19 protein-coding genes and 1 tRNA gene are annotated in these 15,622 nt (G+C 67.7%); 5 read left to right on the top strand and 15 right to left on the bottom strand.

Annotation, left to right across the window (positions count from 1 at the left end):
• The first annotated feature begins 3 nt into the window (after positions 1–3).
• The 3 genes from ACH492_RS28515 (at position 4) to ACH492_RS28505 (ending at position 4,031) form a co-directional block, all read left to right on the top strand.
• Positions 4–537, top strand: coding sequence for a sugar transferase (locus ACH492_RS28515; RefSeq protein ID WP_398990533.1), 534 nt, complete (start codon positions 4–6; stop codon positions 535–537).
• A gap of 126 nt (positions 538–663) precedes the next feature.
• Positions 664–2,934 (top strand): heterodisulfide reductase-related iron-sulfur binding cluster, encoded by a 2,271-nt coding sequence (locus ACH492_RS28510; protein ID WP_398990532.1) that lies wholly within the window; start codon positions 664–666, stop codon positions 2,932–2,934.
• A 200-nt stretch (positions 2,935–3,134) separates the two neighbouring features.
• On the top strand, positions 3,135–4,031 hold the full coding sequence (locus ACH492_RS28505; protein WP_398990531.1) for a Yip1 family protein: 897 nt from the start codon (positions 3,135–3,137) through the stop codon (positions 4,029–4,031).
• 73 nt (positions 4,032–4,104) lie between these two features.
• Here the strand turns inward: ACH492_RS28505 and ACH492_RS28500 are convergent, their stop codons facing one another.
• Both ACH492_RS28500 and dcd read right to left on the bottom strand, forming a co-directional pair.
• Positions 4,105–4,602, bottom strand: coding sequence for a phosphoribosyltransferase (locus ACH492_RS28500; protein WP_398990530.1), 498 nt, complete (start codon positions 4,600–4,602; stop codon positions 4,105–4,107).
• A 3-nt stretch (positions 4,603–4,605) separates the two neighbouring features.
• The gene (gene dcd / locus ACH492_RS28495) at positions 4,606–5,181 is read right to left on the bottom strand and encodes a dCTP deaminase (RefSeq protein ID WP_398990529.1); all 576 of its coding nucleotides are present in this window, start codon (positions 5,179–5,181) and stop codon (positions 4,606–4,608) included.
• 468 nt (positions 5,182–5,649) lie between these two features.
• On the opposite strand from dcd, the gene ACH492_RS28490 reads away from it, so the two are divergent.
• Positions 5,650–5,723: transfer RNA gene (locus ACH492_RS28490), tRNA-Gly, on the top strand.
• A gap of 51 nt (positions 5,724–5,774) precedes the next feature.
• Here ACH492_RS28490 and ACH492_RS28485 read toward each other — a convergent pair.
• From ACH492_RS28485 to ACH492_RS28425, 13 genes are all read right to left on the bottom strand, one after another.
• On the bottom strand, positions 5,775–6,935 hold the full coding sequence (locus ACH492_RS28485; RefSeq protein WP_398990528.1) for a tyrosine-type recombinase/integrase: 1,161 nt from the start codon (positions 6,933–6,935) through the stop codon (positions 5,775–5,777).
• Positions 6,935–7,147: an excisionase family DNA-binding protein gene (locus ACH492_RS28480; protein WP_398990527.1), complete on the bottom strand. Its 213-nt coding sequence runs from the start codon at positions 7,145–7,147 to the stop codon at positions 6,935–6,937. The genes ACH492_RS28485 and ACH492_RS28480 overlap by 1 nt, the downstream gene beginning before the upstream one ends.
• Positions 7,140–8,462 (bottom strand): replication initiator, encoded by a 1,323-nt coding sequence (locus ACH492_RS28475; protein WP_398990526.1) that lies wholly within the window; start codon positions 8,460–8,462, stop codon positions 7,140–7,142. The genes ACH492_RS28480 and ACH492_RS28475 overlap by 8 nt, the downstream gene beginning before the upstream one ends.
• Positions 8,463–8,615: 153 nt before the next feature.
• Positions 8,616–8,915, bottom strand: coding sequence for a hypothetical protein (locus ACH492_RS28470; RefSeq protein WP_398990823.1), 300 nt, complete (start codon positions 8,913–8,915; stop codon positions 8,616–8,618).
• 16 nt (positions 8,916–8,931) lie between these two features.
• Positions 8,932–9,126: a hypothetical protein gene (locus ACH492_RS28465; protein ID WP_142214576.1), complete on the bottom strand. Its 195-nt coding sequence runs from the start codon at positions 9,124–9,126 to the stop codon at positions 8,932–8,934.
• Between the two features lie 10 nt (positions 9,127–9,136).
• The gene (locus ACH492_RS28460; RefSeq protein ID WP_398990525.1) at positions 9,137–9,328 is read right to left on the bottom strand and encodes a mobile element transfer protein; all 192 of its coding nucleotides are present in this window, start codon (positions 9,326–9,328) and stop codon (positions 9,137–9,139) included.
• Positions 9,298–9,510, bottom strand: a complete 213-nt coding sequence (locus tag ACH492_RS28455; RefSeq protein ID WP_398990524.1) for a hypothetical protein — start codon at positions 9,508–9,510, stop codon at positions 9,298–9,300. Before ACH492_RS28455 ends, ACH492_RS28460 begins: the two co-directional genes overlap by 31 nt.
• Positions 9,511–9,527: 17 nt before the next feature.
• On the bottom strand, positions 9,528–10,139 hold the full coding sequence (locus tag ACH492_RS28450) for a DUF2637 domain-containing protein (RefSeq protein WP_398990523.1): 612 nt from the start codon (positions 10,137–10,139) through the stop codon (positions 9,528–9,530).
• Positions 10,140–10,219: 80 nt separating this feature from the next.
• Positions 10,220–11,563, bottom strand: a complete 1,344-nt coding sequence (locus ACH492_RS28445) for an FtsK/SpoIIIE domain-containing protein (RefSeq protein WP_398990522.1) — start codon at positions 11,561–11,563, stop codon at positions 10,220–10,222.
• Between the two features lie 4 nt (positions 11,564–11,567).
• Positions 11,568–11,918 (bottom strand): hypothetical protein, encoded by a 351-nt coding sequence (locus ACH492_RS28440; protein WP_398990521.1) that lies wholly within the window; start codon positions 11,916–11,918, stop codon positions 11,568–11,570.
• Positions 11,919–12,045: 127 nt separating this feature from the next.
• A complete protein-coding gene (locus tag ACH492_RS28435; protein WP_398990520.1) occupies positions 12,046–12,774 on the bottom strand; it encodes a GntR family transcriptional regulator in 729 nt (242 codons plus the stop codon).
• Positions 12,775–12,868: 94 nt separating this feature from the next.
• A complete protein-coding gene (locus ACH492_RS28430) occupies positions 12,869–13,312 on the bottom strand; it encodes an ATP-binding protein (RefSeq protein ID WP_398990519.1) in 444 nt (147 codons plus the stop codon).
• Positions 13,313–13,597: 285 nt separating this feature from the next.
• Entirely contained in the window at positions 13,598–14,338 is a 741-nt protein-coding gene (locus ACH492_RS28425; protein ID WP_398990518.1) for a GntR family transcriptional regulator, read from the bottom strand.
• Between the two features lie 80 nt (positions 14,339–14,418).
• On the opposite strand from ACH492_RS28425, the gene ACH492_RS28420 reads away from it, so the two are divergent.
• Positions 14,419–15,516 (top strand): DUF1152 domain-containing protein, encoded by a 1,098-nt coding sequence (locus tag ACH492_RS28420; protein WP_398990517.1) that lies wholly within the window; start codon positions 14,419–14,421, stop codon positions 15,514–15,516.
• Positions 15,517–15,622: the final 106 nt, after the last annotated feature.

The raw sequence follows: 15,622 nt of genomic DNA, 5'->3' as shown, positions 1-15,622 counted from the left end.
TCCATGCCTGCGAAGCGAGCCGTCGACCTGGCGGGCTGTCTGATTCTGCTGCTTCTCCTGTCCCCCCTGCTGCTCGCTGTCGCCGCCGCCGTCGCGGCGACCTCCCCCGGCGGCATCCTGACCCGGCAGGACCGCACCGGCCTGGGCGGCCGTTCGTTTGCGATGCTGACGTTCCGTACGAAGCGGTCGGGCGATCTTGGCCCCACTCCCGTCGGACCACTGCTGCGCCGCTATTTCCTGGACGCCCTCCCGCAGCTGATCAATGTGGTGCGCGGCGAGATGTCCTTGGTCGGCCCGCGGCCGACGGGCCCGGACGACTCCGACCACGCGGACCGGGCACGGCTCGGCGTACGCCCCGGAATCACCGGGCTGTGGCAGATCAGCGGCCGCTCGGAACTCCCCTGGGAGGAGATGGCAGTGCTCGATCTGCACTATGTGGAGCAACACTGGCTGGGACTGGACATGCTGATCCTGGCCCGCACCCTGCCGACCGCCCTCGCCGGACGCCGCGCGGCCCGCCCGGTCAGGGTTGCCTGAGCGACACAGATCACCGGCTGCCCGGCTACAGTGCGGCGGAATAAGTGGGTACCCTCAGCATCGAACTGAATAAGTTACCGCTTAGTAGTGCTGGATTCCCCACCTCGCAGGCCCGAGGAGCCCCCAATGCAACTCGCCGCGATCATCGTGTCGCTGGTCCTGACCGTGGTCGGCGTTGCGCTCATCGCCCGAGCAGTCGCGCAGATCTACCGGTTCGTCAGGCTCGGCCAGCCCGTGCCTGCGGGTAGCCGTACCGACAACCCGAAGCAGCGCACGATCACCCTGGTCAAGGAGTTCCTCGGCCACACCCGGATGAACCGGTGGGGGATCGTGGGCTTCGCCCACTGGTTCGTCGCGATCGGCTTCCTCACCCTGCCGCCCACCCTGGCGCAGGCATACGGCCAGCTCTTCCAGGCCGACTGGACGCTGCCCATCATCGGCGGCTTCCTGCCGTTCGAGATGTACATCGAGTTCATCGGTCTGATGACCGTCGTCGGCATCGTCATCCTGATGGCGATCCGGCTGCTGAACCTGCCGTCGCGGGCCGGCCGCAAGTCGCGCTTCGCGGGCTCCAAGGCCTGGCAGGCGTACTTCGTCGAGTACGTCATCCTCACCATCGGACTCGCGATCCTCGCCCTGCGCGGGCTCGAGGGCGCGATCCACCACGTGGAGCACTACGAGCCGGCGTACTTCGTCTCGTACCCCCTGGTGCTGACCTTCGACGGCCTGAGCGTCTCCACGCTCCAGACGCTGATCTACTTCACCGCGATGATCAAGATCGGCACCTCGCTGATCTGGATGATCACGGTCTCGCTCAACACCAACATGGGTGTCGCCTGGCACCGCTTCCTCGGCTTCCCGAACATCTGGTTCAAGCGGAACGCGGACGGCTCGACGGCGCTGGGTGCGCTCCAGCCGATGACGAGCGGCGGCAAGGAGATCGACTTCGAGGACCCGGGCGAGGACGACGTCTTCGGCGTCTCCCAGGTCGAGCAGTTCTCCTGGAAGGGCATCCTCGACTTCTCCACGTGTACGGAGTGCGGCCGCTGCCAGTCGCAGTGCCCGGCCTGGAACACCGGAAAGCCCCTCTCGCCCAAGCTGCTGATCATGTCGCTGCGCGACCACGCGCATGCCAAGGCCCCGTATCTGCTGGCCGGCGGCGGCAAGACGATGGAGGGCGAGGAGAAGGCGTCCGAGGAGCAGCTGGCCGGTGTCCCGGCGGCGGCTCTCGCCGAGGCCGAGCGCCCGCTGATCGGGACGCTCGAGGAGAACGGCGTCATCGACCCGGACGTGCTGTGGTCCTGCACCACCTGCGGTGCGTGCGTGGAGCAGTGCCCGGTCGACATCGAGCACATCGACCACATCGTCGACATGCGCCGCTACCAGGTGATGATCGAGTCCGCGTTCCCGTCCGAGGCGGGCACGATGCTCAAGAACCTGGAGAAGAAGGGCAACCCCTGGGGTCTCGCCAAGAAGCAGCGGGTGGAGTGGACCAAGGAGGTCGACTTCGAGGTCCCGATCGTCGGCAAGGACGTCGAGGACCTGTCCGAGGTCGACTATCTGTACTGGGTCGGCTGCGCGGGCGCGCTGGAGGACCGGGCGAAGAAGACCACGAAGGCCTTCGCGGAGCTGCTGCACATCGCGGGCGTGAAGTTCGCGATCATGGGCGGCGACGAGAAGTGCACGGGTGACTCGGCCCGCCGTCTTGGCAACGAGCCGCTGTTCCAGCAGCTCGGCCAGGAGAACGTGGCCATGCTGAACATGGCTTACGGAGAAGACGACGAAGACCCGTCGACGAAGAAGCCCAAGTCGTCGAAGAAGATCGTCGCGACCTGCCCGCACTGCTTCAACACGATCGCGAACGAATACCCGCAGCTGGGCGGCGAGTTCGAGGTCATCCACCACACGCAGCTGCTGCAGCACCTGATCGACGAGGGCAAGCTCATCCCCGTGACCCCGGTCGAGGGTCTGATCACGTACCACGACCCCTGCTACCTGGGCCGGCACAACAAGATCTACACGCCGCCGCGCGAGATCATGGACAAGGTCCCCGGGCTGCGTCAGCAGGAAATGCACCGCCACAAGGAGCGCGGCTTCTGCTGCGGCGCCGGCGGCGCGCGCATGTGGATGGAAGAGCGGATCGGCAAGCGCATCAACACCGAGCGCGTGGATGAGGCCCTGTCCCTCAACCCGGACATCGTGTCGACGGCGTGCCCGTTCTGCCTCGTCATGCTCACGGACTCCGTGAACGGCAAGAAGAACGACGGGGAGGCGAAGGAATCGCTCCAGGTCGTCGATGTGGCGCAGCTGCTGCTCGACTCGGTGCGCACGCCTCCGGCGGACCCGGCGAACGACGAGGAGCCGGCGGGCGCGCCGGAGCCTGAACCAGTGAAGTAGTTCGTGCGTCTGTAAGTACAGGTAAGCGGCCGGATCTGCCCCGAGGCAGAACCGGCCGCTTACCTGTTTCAAGGGGCGGGATTACCCGGTACGCATCCCCTTCAGGGTTCCCCTAGGGGATGTCACAGCTCAGCCGCAAAGGCACCCCCGTTCCCGGTCTCCTGCCACCTGGCGGACGCGGACCGGGTACGTTCGATTACGTGGCTGGATTCAGGATCGGACGCGGCCGGGACAACCGCACCTCGCAGCAGCAGCAACCGCAGCAGGCACCGCCGCCCTACAGAGGCGGCGGCGGCCATGCGGCACCGCCGTATGCGCAGCAGCAACCACCGCCGAACTGGCCCCAGGCGGGCGGCGGCGGCCATCAGCAACCACGGGGCGCCCAAGGCCCGTACGGCGAACCGGAGTACTTCGGGGGCCCGTACCAGCAGCACCCCGCCGCACCCGACCCGTACGCGGCCAACAACCCTGGTCACACCCAGGCGTTCAGCGTCGACGAGGACCCGTACGGCAACGGCGCGACCTACCGCGCGGGCGCTGCCCCCGCGCCGGCCGGCCCGCGCCTGCACTGGAAGCAGTTGCTGAGCGGCATCGTGCTGCGCCCGGGCCCGACGTTCTGGCAGATGCGCGACTACCCCGTGTGGGGCCCAGCGCTGATCGTCACGTTCCTGTACGGCCTGCTCGCGCTGTTCGGCTTCGACAAGGCCCGCGAGGAGACGATCAACGCGACGATCTCCACGGCCATCCCGTACGTACTGACGACGGCGGTCGCGTTCGTCATCGGCGGCATGATCCTGGGCGCGGTGACCCACACCCTGGCCCGCCAGCTCGGCGGCGACGGCGCGTGGCAGCCGACGGTCGGCCTCTCCATGCTGATCATGTCGATCACGGACGCCCCGCGCCTGGTCTTCGCCCTCTTCCTGGGCGGCGAGAACGCCCTGGTGCAGGGGCTGGGCTGGGCGACATGGCTGGCGGCGGGCGCGCTGTTCACCTCGATGGTGAGCAAGTCGCACGATCTGCCGTGGCCGAAGGCGCTGGGTGCGTCGGCGATCCAGCTGATCGCCCTGCTGTCGATCATCAAGCTGGGCACGATCTGACCCGTACGACCGTGAAGGCCCCTACCGCGCCGGTAGGGGCCTTTTCCGCAGGCATGTCATGAGCGGGCGGCACTCAGGCGTCCAGGACCTGCCCAGATCGCTGCACGACGGGCTTCTCGACGCTCCAGGGGAAGTTGATCCACTCGTCGGTGCGCTTCCAGACGTACTCGCACTTGACCAGCGAGTGCGACTTCTCATAGATGACGGCGCTGCGCACCTCGGCGACGTGGTCGACACAGAAGTCGTGCACCAGCTTCAGCGTCTTGCCGGTGTCGGCGACGTCGTCGGCGATGAGGACTTTCTTGTCCGAGAAGTCGATGGTGTTCGGTACGGGCGCGAGCATGACGGGCATTTCGAGCGTCGTACCGACTCCCGTGTAGAACTCCACATTCACCAGGTGGATGTTCTTGCAGTCCAGCGCATACGCCAGTCCACCGGCGACGAACACCCCGCCGCGCGCGATGGAGAGCACGATGTCGGGCTCGTAGCCGTCGTCGGCGATGGTCTGCGCGAGCTCGCGGATCGCGCCGCCGAACCCCTCGTACGTCAGGTTCTCGCGGACATCACTCATTGCTCACACCTGCGTCCGGTGAAAGTTCATGAACGACCGCGAGGCCGTGGGCCCGCGCTGCCCCTGGTAGCGGGACCCGTAGCGCTCGCTCCCGTACGGGGACTCGGCCGGCGAGCTCAGCTTGAACATGCACAGCTGGCCGATCTTCATCCCGGGCCAGAGCTTGATCGGCAGCGTCGCGAGATTCGACAGCTCGAGCGTGACGTGCCCTGAGAACCCGGGGTCGATGAAGCCTGCGGTCGAGTGCGTGACGAGCCCGAGCCGCCCGAGGCTGGACTTCCCCTCGAGCCGCGAGGCGAGGTCGTCGGGCAGCGAGATGACCTCGTACGTCGAGGCGAGCACGAACTCCCCGGGGTGCAGGATGAAGGGCTCATCGCCGTCGGGCTCGACGAGCCGCGTCAGATCCGACTGCTCGACGGCGGGGTCGATGTGCGGATAGCGGTGGTTCTCGAACACCCGGAAGTAGCGGTCGAGCCGCACATCGATGCTCGAGGGCTGCACCATGAATTCGTCGTACGGGTCGATGCGCACCCGTCCGGCGTCGATCTCGGCCCGGATGTCCTTGTCAGAGAGAAGCACGCCCCGAGGATACGCAGAGCGCGCGGGCCCACCCCAATCGGACAGCCCCACGCGCCCCCTGACCGCCGCGTTCCCTACCGCTTGACCGGCTCCACAGGCACGACATTCCGAAGCCGAGCACAACGCGGACACCGGATGAGCCGCCCGGGCCCGATCCGATCGGCGCCGAGCTGCTGCATCGGGAACGAAGCGGTAGTGAAGACGTGCCCCTCGGCACAGCGGACGACGGTGCGCTCCATCAAGTCCATCGAGTCCCTTCCCCAAGAATGCGGACGAACGCCCACATTAAGGGATGAACAGGACGCACCCACGAGCGGCACTCCGTCGTTCAAAGGTACGCCTCAACTCCCGCGCCCCGCAGCTACATCGGGCCCACGGGAGAGCACACAGGCCCCGCGGCGTCATTCGCCGGGGGCCTGCGATGAGGTAGAGTGTGCGCCGATGCGGTGCCGGTCGACGGCTCGCTACGCGGGTGTAGTTTAATGGTAGAACATGAGCTTCCCAAGCTCAGAGCGCGGGTTCGATTCCCGTCACCCGCTCCATAGAAAAGCCCCAGGCCAGCGGCCCGGGGCTTTGTTGTTGTCTAGACCGGTCTAAGCGTCTCGTGCCAGATCCGTGCCAGATGCTTGATCGTCCGCCGCCTTGCGCTGCCCACGGACCAGCTGGTCAAGCCCGGCAGCGACCTCCTTCTGACGCTCCAGATCGGAGTGCTGGTAGATCAGCGCGGCGCGTTCCGTCGACTGCCCGGCGCGCACCATCGTGTCCTTGAGCGTCGCCCCGGATCGGGTCGTGAGGGTGTGCCCGGTGTGACGAAGATCGTAGAAGCGGAAGCCGTCAGGAAGGCCGACCGTGCCACGGGCCTTGCGCCATTTCCGCCCGAAGGTGGACCGCCGGAACGGCTTGCCCTTCTCCCCCACGAACAGCAGCCCGTCCGGACCCTTTTCGGCGTACCAGTCGAGATGCCGTCGCAGCTCGGTGTGAAGAAAGGCCGGCAGGACGACGAGGCGCTTGCCCGCCTCGGACTTGGTCGGTCCTTCAGCCCGCTTACCGGAAGTCAGCTCCGGAGCGGCCTGCCGGACGCGAACGGTCAGGTTGTCGAGGTCCACATCTTTCCGGCGGAGCTCGGCCTGTTCCTCAGGCCGGAGCGGTCCATACGCGCCGAGGTAAACCATCAGCCGCCAGCGGGGCCCGAGTGCGTCGGCAAGCGCATCGACCTGGTCGACCGAGGCGACCGGCCGTTCAGCCGCGGACTCCTTTCCAGCTCCCCGGATACGGCAGGGGTTCCGGCGGATCAGCTCATCCTCGAAGGCCGTCTCCAAGATGGCCTTGAGGAGCCGATAGCTCTTGGCGACCGTGGTTTCGGCACCGGTCGAGTCAAGACGCTCCGATCGCCAACTCCTCACACGCGGCCCGGTGATCTCGTCCAGGTTCAGAGCTTGGAAGGTGGGGAGGATGTGAAGCCGCAGCAGCCGCCTGTACAGCTCATCTGTGGTGTCGGAGAGCCGACGCTCCTTGACCCAGCGAAGCGCGTACTCCTCGAAATTGACGGCACCAGCGTCTGGGTCCTGCCAATCGCCCCGCCGGATCTCAGTCTGCTTTTCGGCGAGCCAGTCGTCAGCGTCACGGGCAGTCTCGAAGGTCTCGGGAGCAGGCCTCATCACATCGTCTGCGCCCGGATAACGAGCCTGGTAGCGGCCGGATGGCAGCTTCCGTACTGCACCGAACGTGCGCCGCCTGCCCTTTTTGTTGGCCATCAGACAGCCCTCCCGTAGCGAGAGCGCCGGCGACGGACCGGCTGAACGGTGTTGGCATCGATGAACGCCGAAAGAGCGCCTTCCGGGATGCGGACGTGCCGACCGACCCTGACGAAGGTCACGCGTCGTTCGGCGATCAGGCGACGGGGGAAGCGTTCGCTCGTACCAAGCCGCTCGGCAGCCTGCGCGACGGTCAGAAGCCGCTCAGACATGGGTGGGTTCTCCTTCCGTACCGAGGGCGGGGGCGAGTGAGGCGGATAGCCATTCCTCGCCGCGGGTCATGCCGATACCGGCGAAAGCCCAGTGGGCGACGACATACGTCGTCTCGTCGTCCTGGTCGACCTCGACCGAACGGAATTCCTCGGGCAGGGCGGCGAGCGCTTGGGCGCGCCTCCATTCCGCTCGGGCATTGCGCAGCGCGCCGAGGGTGGTGGAGTAGCGGCGCGTCTTGGTCGAGAAGTGGCCGCGGAAGCCGAGCATGTGGGCCCAGGCCCTCAGCCGCAGTTCAGCCAGGTCCTTGCGGGCGCCAAGTCGCCAGGCGGTGCGGATCATCTGCGCGGCGTGGTCCGTGATGCGCGCATGGGCCAGCTCGGCCAAGAACTTGATCGGGCGGTCCAGGGTCCCGGTCGCTGCCTCAGCGCCCTTAGTGGCGTACTTGGCGATGTACGCCGCGACGGCGCGTTCGGTCAGTTCGGCCGGGCCCTCGAAGTCGGCCGAGCGGATCGGGCGTACGTCGAGTTGCCGACCGAACCTGAAGGCGTGCGGCCGGCCGTCGACCACGGGCCCGCTGACCACCGCATGGCGAGCAGCAGCTCGGATCGCGTCGGTGAGCAGCTCAGCAGTTGCCCAGGCCGGAGGGGCGCTCTGGCTACCCTCCGGGCCGTCGATTCGGATCACCGCGTGGAAGTGGACCGCGCCGCGCTTCTGGTACTCGGCCACCTTGGCGAACGACACTCGGGCGGCTTTCGGGAAGTCCCGCTGGGTGAGCCCGGCGCGCTTGGCGATCTCGCGGCGCAGGTAGATGGAGAAGCGCCGCCAGAGCATCCCCGCGTGAGCGTTCCACAGCACGGCGGCCTCGTAGTCGTACGTTGCCGAGTCGAGCGGGACGCCGAGCACGTCGTCGTCCTGGTCGTGCAGTGCACCGCACCTGCAGGGCCGTACGGTTCCGCGCCGACCGGTGGGCCGGTTGTGGACAGGACCGAAGCCGGGCGCGGTGAACGTGGCGAACACCCTGGGGTGTTGGGCGACCGTCTCGGGGCTTCCCTTGCCGCCCCGCAGTCCGGCGGTGATCAACTGGTAGGTGTCCCGGCGGTAGACCTCTGCGCATGCCGCGCAGCGGGTCGCCCGGCGGTTGTTGCAGCGCACCAGGAGATGGCCGGCCGGGAGCTCTGCCGAGTTGAGGTGGTGCAGGACCCGGCCGATCTCACCTGTTCGCGGGTTGAGTTCGTGTTCGGTGCGGTGGCCGTTGAGGCGCACGGGGTGCGTGCAGCCGCCCAGGCCGCGCAGTTGACGGACAAGGGCAGGCATGTTGCCGAGTGCGGCGAGCCCGCCCAGGTCCTTGAGCGGGGGCGGAGTGTGTCCGGTAGTAATGGAGCTGTCCTTTCGACAGTGGTCGGGAGGGTCAGTGCCTGCCGGGGCGGCGGGATGCTTGGCGGTATCGAGGCCGCCCCGGCAGGCCGGTCAGCGCGTTCGCGCGCTGCTGAGCTGGGAGCGCAGCACCAGGGCCGCGATGGAGACGGACACAGCCGTTATGGCGACCGTGGCCAGGAGTGCGGTCAGCACGACGCCGACCACGAGCACGGCGGCGACAGCCCCGACGCCGAGGCCCGCGTAAGGGGCGACCGGTCGGGCAGCAGGAGCCACCGGAGCGTGCTGGCAGGCGCACACGGCCGCGGAGTGCTGCCGCTCGGCAGGCAGCGCCGAGGTGATCAGGTGCGCGGTCGGGACAGGCGGAGCGTCGGGCAGTTTCGGGCGGAACAGCACGGCAGTTCTCCTCTCACTTGTTGGTGCCGTTGACGACGTCGACCCCGGAGCGCGTGCCGGACTCGATCGCCGGTGCAAGGAAGGTCTGGGAGAGCCAGAAGCCGAAGAGCGCGATCACGACAGCGACCCAGAGGCGGATGCCTAGGAACTTGATCGCAGCCCAGGCGATGACGCCGAGGACGAAGACGAGCGGCAGACTCACGGTCACTGGAAGCTCCTCAGCGGACGGAACAGCGGTGAGTACGGGCAGCCAGCTCGGCGGCGGCTCGACTGTCGAAGTCGGTGGAGAAGCCACACCGCGGAGCCGTACAGGCAGCGGCGTGCTTCTCGCGGCCCCGGCCGTCGTAGTACGTGCCGACCTGGACCGGGCCGACGCGGATCACGCGTCGGAAGCGCGACTTTGCGGGCATGAGTGGGTCCCTTCCTGGGTGAGTTGGGCGGTGTGGTCGATGAGCCAGCGGCGGATCTCGGCGGCTTCCTGCTCGTCGGCGCCGAGGATCACCGGCTCGGCCAGGAGCACGGCTTCAACGAAGTGGTTCTGGCGGGTCAGTTCGGCCGCGCGCTTGAGCGTGCGGAGCGTGGACGGACGCAACGGCGTTTCCTTGTCGGTCAGGTGAGTTGGGCGGCGATGGCCTCGGCCAGCGGCATCGGGACACCGAGCCGGGCGCGAAGGGTGGCGGTGTCGATCGGCGATCCCGTGCGGGTGCGGTGTTCCGCCGCGACCTTCCGGGCGTGGTCGACGAGAGCGGCCGGGAGCTGGTCAGGCGTGCGGAGTGCTTCGGGAGTCGCGGGCAGTGTGGGCGCATCCAGCTCGTCAGCGGGCAGCGCGGCCGGTTCGTCGACGGCTTCCGTACGCTCGTTGGCCCCGTGGGCGAGCAGCGTGCCGCCGAGGAAGGCGACCGCCGGCCAACCCGCCACGGTGATCCGGAGCCACGCCGGAACGTTGTCGAGGTCGAGCAGTCCCGCGGTGGCCACGTTCGCTCCGAGGCTCGCGGCGATGGCCACCAGGAACCATGACCAGCCAGCGGCCCTGGAACCCCCCGACCGCAGCCGCTTCCACGCAGCGACCATCAGCAGGTCGACGCTGACCGGATAGGCCCACGCCTTCCAGCCGTCCTGGCCCGCTGCCACAGCCAGGTCATGGAGATGCGCGAAGGACAGCGCGGCGGCGATGACCGCTTGGATCAGTACGGCGTCGACAGGAACGGGCAGCGCACGCACGGCTGACTCCTTCGGTTTCGGGCATGGCGGGGGTAGGGACTCGGCGCGATGCGGTCGCGCCAGCCGAGGGGATGGGACGGTCAGCCAGCTACCGGACTGAGGTCCGCCGAGGCGTGAGGCCGGAAAGACTCCAACGCTGGTATGTGCGGGGAGAGATGGGCCGAGTCACGGCAGGTCGCCGCAGCGTCGGAGAGGGAAAGGTACGGCGTGCGAATGCGGGACCAGCCGCCTGACGAGTCACCGACGACCGCCAGCCCAGGCACTTCGGGCGCGATGGCGGACGCGACGTACACCGCCTCAGGAGCGATGTCGCCGAGCGCCATCTTGGCCGACGCCTCGTCGTTCACCCGGTGGCACACGCGGCCGGTGAGCTGGGCCCGGAGCATGGTCGCCCCCTTGCCCAGTTCGGCCCCGAAGCGCTGCCCGCAGACCTCCAGATAGATGCCCGCGGCCCGTCCGAGCTGAGCGAGACGGATCAGCTGAGTGACCATCTCGTCGCGCCGTTCCTCGTCCTTACGTGTGGCGACGAGGAAGAGTTCTGCGACCTCGTCGACGAAGAGCACGATCGGGGCGGGTCGTTCGTCGTCCGGCAAGCCCCATATATCGGAGGTGATCTCCTCGTCCGGAACGCCGGGAGCGATGCTCTGCCGGGCCCGGATGAGGTCGTACCGGTCCTCCATCTCCTGTACGAGTACGGGCAGCAACTCTGCGGCCTCATCGGGGTCCGTGGCCAGGGCCGAGAGCCGGGGTGTGAAGGGAGCGAGCTCCACACCGCGCTTGCAGTCGATGCCGACGAGCGCCACGGGCTGAGCCGCCAGCGCCGCCAACAGGTTGCGAAGGAACATGGACTTCCCCGAGAGCGTGGCTCCGAGGACCAGTTGGTGAGGGATGGCCCGGTAGTCGCGTACGAACGGCGTCGCGTCCTCCCGGAGAGCCACGGGTACGGCGAGTAGGTCTCTCTCCACCCGACGCGGCATCTTCACGTCCCGCAGCACGTCGAAGCCTACGAGCAGCAGCTCGACGACACCCGGCTTGATGCTCCGGACGTGCACGGCGTGAACGCCCCAGGCGTGCCTGAGCCGTTCGCACGAGGCAGCCACGTCGGCCGGCTCCTGCCCGGGGGCGAGGCGGAGCCGTACCCGGAGCCCCGTCGCAGTCGGGCGAACCAGACCGCGACGGGGAGGGACCGGGCGCACGTCGCGCCGAGTGGTCGCCCTGACAGCAAGCGCCCGCAGACGGGACGGCGGAACCGTGAGCCCGCACGCATCCATGGTGGAGCCGTACGAGACCAGCAGCCGCGCCGTGGAGAGGGGCAGGCCGACCATGGACCAGTAGACGGCGGGGTGAGCCTTGCGGGTGTAGGCCACCCCGCCAACGGCGGTAAGTGCTCCGCCGAGTTCGGCGAGCGTCACCAGGTCAGCCACGGGATCAGCCCTCCTGCCCGGCCGGGTACGCGCCGGGAGCGATCGCAGTCGCACGGAAGGCGATGCCGTGACGAGCCTGACCGTTGAAGACGCTCTCCCACGGCCGGGCGACCAGGCCCGGCAGCGAGACGGGCGCACCCACGGCGAGCCCGTCCATGACGCCGCTCTGCGGAACGGTCACCGAGATCAAGGAGGACTCCCCCTGGTCGATGTAGACGACGCCGATCGTCATCAGACCCTCGCCGGTTACGGCGTCCTTGGCGATCTCACCGGTCTGCCGGTCTCGCAGCTTCGGCGCCGGAGCTTCCGTCATCAGGATCGTGGCCGTCGAGGCGTCGATTCGCATCACACGCACTGAAATTTCTCCTCTGTGTGGGCACCTGCCAACCTGACAGGTTGACTTAGCAAGTTCGAAGTTAGGGATGCCAGGTTGACTTGTCAAGTGATTCAAGTGGCGTACTGGATGGATCAGTTGGTGGATCTCAGCCGAGCCGGTACGTGTCTTCGAGTTCCTGCCGGTCCGCCGGCAGCAGCACATCGGTCACCTGGAGGGCCTGCCCGGACGCATCGAAGGCCACGACGAGCACACTGAGCAGCGCGTCCCCGGCAGCCATGCCGAGAAGTTCGCCCTCCTCCTTGGTCGCCAGTCGAGCGGAAACGCGCTCCGTCACGTGGTCGAAGCGCACGCGCTTCCGCGACTCCAGGTGCTCGCGGAGGCCGCCCTGAATGGGCGCGGGGCCGGCAAGGTCCGTACCGTGGACCAGACTTGCAGGGAAGTACGACGAGGCCAGCTCGAACGGTTCGCCCTCATCTTCGATCAGCAGCCGCCGCACGAGGACCTTGACCCGCCTGGGTACGCCGAGCAGCGAAGCCACACGCGGAGGCACGGGCACTTCCCTCACCTCGACCAGGCGGCCCGCAGCTTGGGACTCGTCGCGCTCCAGCACTTCGCGACCACGCCGGATCTTCTGCTCGACGGCTTCCGGCCGGCCGCGCACGATGGTGCCGTACCCCTGCCGGGACTCAAGCCAACCATCCCGCTTGAGGAGTTCGAGGGCCCGAACGACCGTCGGTCGCGACATGCCGAAGGCTTGGACGAGCTGGTTCTCGCTCGGGATGAGGGTGCCGGGCGGGTACGTGCCGTCCTCGATCCGACCTTGGAGCGCCTGCGCCAGCCGCACGTACTTGGGTGCAGCCACTTCGTACGCCATAGCGTCGCCGTCCCGGATTGGCCTAGTCAACTGGTCAACCAGTCTAGCTAGCTTGCACGCATGCAGGCTAGCTCGCGTGCAAGACCGACGAGGGTCACGACTTCCAGGCGCCGTCGACGAGGAAGGACACCACCGTGCCGCCGAAGGGACTGGGCCGAGCGCTCCATGAGTCCGACAGCTCATTGACCAGGCAGAGTCCGCGCCCGTGCGCCTCGTCGGCGGTCGGCTGCCGCATCCTGACGTGCGCCGGAAATCCGGGATTGTGGACGTCGACCCGCAGCGCCGCATTCACGCGCCACCACTCGACGCGCACCCGCCACTCTTCCTCCGCCTCCCCGTACAGGATCGCGTTAGTGACGAGTTCGGAGATCATCAAGACGCAGTCGTCGAGCGAGCACGACAGGTCGTACGGATCCAGGAACTTCCGGAACCACCGGCGGGCCCGAGCGACTGATTCGGGTTCCGGATAGAGGGTCATGCGACCGATCGAGACCGGGCCGGAGCCCGTTTCGTCGCGCCGTTCATCGGCATCAGTCATGCGCTTCACTGCTCCCTACCGGTGCCGTCGCAGTCGAGACAGCGCCGCTTGGACGTAGTGCGAGCGCGACCGTCAGCCGCGGAGGCTGCCAGGGCGGAGCGGGAACCTACGCGCTTCCAGCCTCGGCCCCGGCAACCTACGCATGGCGCATGCGCGTCGCGCGCTAACCCTGCGCCGTCTTTGATCACGTCCGCGCCCCTTCCGTAAGTGGCCTTAGCCACTTACTGGATAGTGGCATTGGCCACTTGGCGTGCGCAAGTGGTTCGCAGACAGCGCCACAGGTTTCTACGTGATCGGGTAGCCCTGCTCGAAGGCCCAACGCCCAGGCGGGTAGGTCGCTTCGGCGAACTCAAGCGGACGATCCTGCATGTCAAAGACGATGTGATGCACGATCAACACAGCCGAATCGGCAGCCAACTTGAGGTCGGCAGCCTCCTCCTCAGTGGCCACTCGGGCGCACATCCGATCCTCGGCGTAGCTGCCTTGACGTCCCGTCATGCTCTCGACGTACATCAAAGTGCCCTCCCGAATCCGGTCCGGCTCCAGCAGCTTTGGCGCCCGCTCACCGACCGCGGCAGCGAACCACGACGTAGAGAGCGTGATCGGCCCGGACTCGTTGCTGGTCACCCGCCGGCGTTGCACGGCACGACTGCCGGGTGCCAGGTTCAGCGCCTCGGCGACGTAGTCGGGAGCGTCCAACCAGCCCGCCGAGGTGATGACCGCGTACTCGCCCGGCGTGTAGATCTTGCCCGTCTGCCTGGCCCGGCCGTACAACTCCCGTGCCCGCCTGTTCACTTGCAGACTGCGGACGTACGTTCCTGATCCTTGCCGCTTCTCGACGAGGCCCTGATGACTCAGGGCTTCCAGCGAGCGCGCAGCCGTGGGCCGCGACACGTTCCAGGCGGCCGCCAGCTGCCTCTCCGACGGAACCTCATCCCCCGGCCGCAAGTCACCGCGCAAGATCTGATCGCGGATGTGATGCGCGATCTGCAGGTACTTGGGCTGGGTCTCTTCAATCTGCGGCATCCGAGCCCTTCCCTAAGTGGCTATTACCTCTGGCCACTATAGGGTGAGTGGCCAGGCCGCTAGCCCGTACGCTGACGCGGGTGACGCGCTTGATCGTGGCAGCAGGTGGAGGGGGCGACGCAGTCGCCGCCGCAATGCTCGACGCCGCCCTATACGGCGACGAGGGCCCAGCGGTTGTCTTCACCTACGCGTGGGATCGCCTCCTGGTCGACCCGGTCCCGGGCCCCCGAGGTCCCGCGAGCTTCACCGGCCTGCGCCCTCTGACGAGAAGCGTCCAGGTGGTACCCGGCGATGCCCGTCCGGTAGCTCCCGCAGGCTCGACCCTCCCGCGGCTCGCTGCGGAGCTCCCGCAGGCCTTCGCCCTGATCGATCCGCACCACGGTGCCGAGGGCATCACGCGTCAGCTCGAAGAACTCATCCAGCATCTGGAGCCCGAGTCGATCGACCTGCTGGACGTGGGAGGCGACATCCTCGCGAGGGGCGACGAACCGACATTGCGCAGCCCACTCGCCGATGCCCTCACGCTCGCAGCGTGCTGCCAAGTCAACGCGCCTGTACGGCTGCTGGTGGCAGGCCCCGGCCTCGACGGCGAGATCCCCGCCGAGGACCTGCGCGACCGCATGGGCCCCACGCTCCTGACCCTCAATGCCGAACACGTCGAGCCGGTCAGCTCAGTCCTGGAATGGCACCCCTCGGAAGCGACGGCCATGCTGGCAGCCACAGCCCGAGGAATCCGCGGCCTGTGCGAGGTCCGCGACGCCGGCCTCCCGGTCCCCCTTACCGACAACGGACCGACGGTCCACGAAGCCGACCTGGACGACGCCCTCACCCGCAACGAGCTCGCCCGCGCCATCCTCGTTACGGAAACCCTCGACGAGGTGGAGCAGCACAGCCGCGAAATCTGCGGCTACTCCGAGATCGACTACGAGCGCAACAAGGCCAGTTGGCTCAGCACCCAGCCTGAGCAGAAACTCGACCCCGAGACGACTCTCCGCCAACTCGACCAGTTCGAGGCCCAGGCCCGCACCCGCGGAGTCACCCACACGACATTCCGCCGCCTCACCGAAGCACTCGACCTCAACGGCAGGCAGCGCCAGGACCTCAGAGCCCTCCTGCTCAGCAGCCGCCCGGAGCAATACCAAGGCCCGCTCTGGCACATCCCACCAGTCGCTGAGTAACAACTTTCTTCACGGGTTCAAGGCTCGCTGCGCTCGCTGCCCCACCGGTGCTCGGCCAGCGAGCGAGGGCATTGCCAATCCAGTCTCCGCACGGCAGTCCAGCCAC

Source organism: Streptomyces sp. NPDC019443, from assembly GCF_044389785.1.
Classification (GTDB): Bacteria; Actinomycetota; Actinomycetes; order Streptomycetales; family Streptomycetaceae; genus Streptomyces.
Note: the sequence above shows the minus strand (reverse complement) of the source record. Positions and strands in the feature narration are given on the sequence as shown.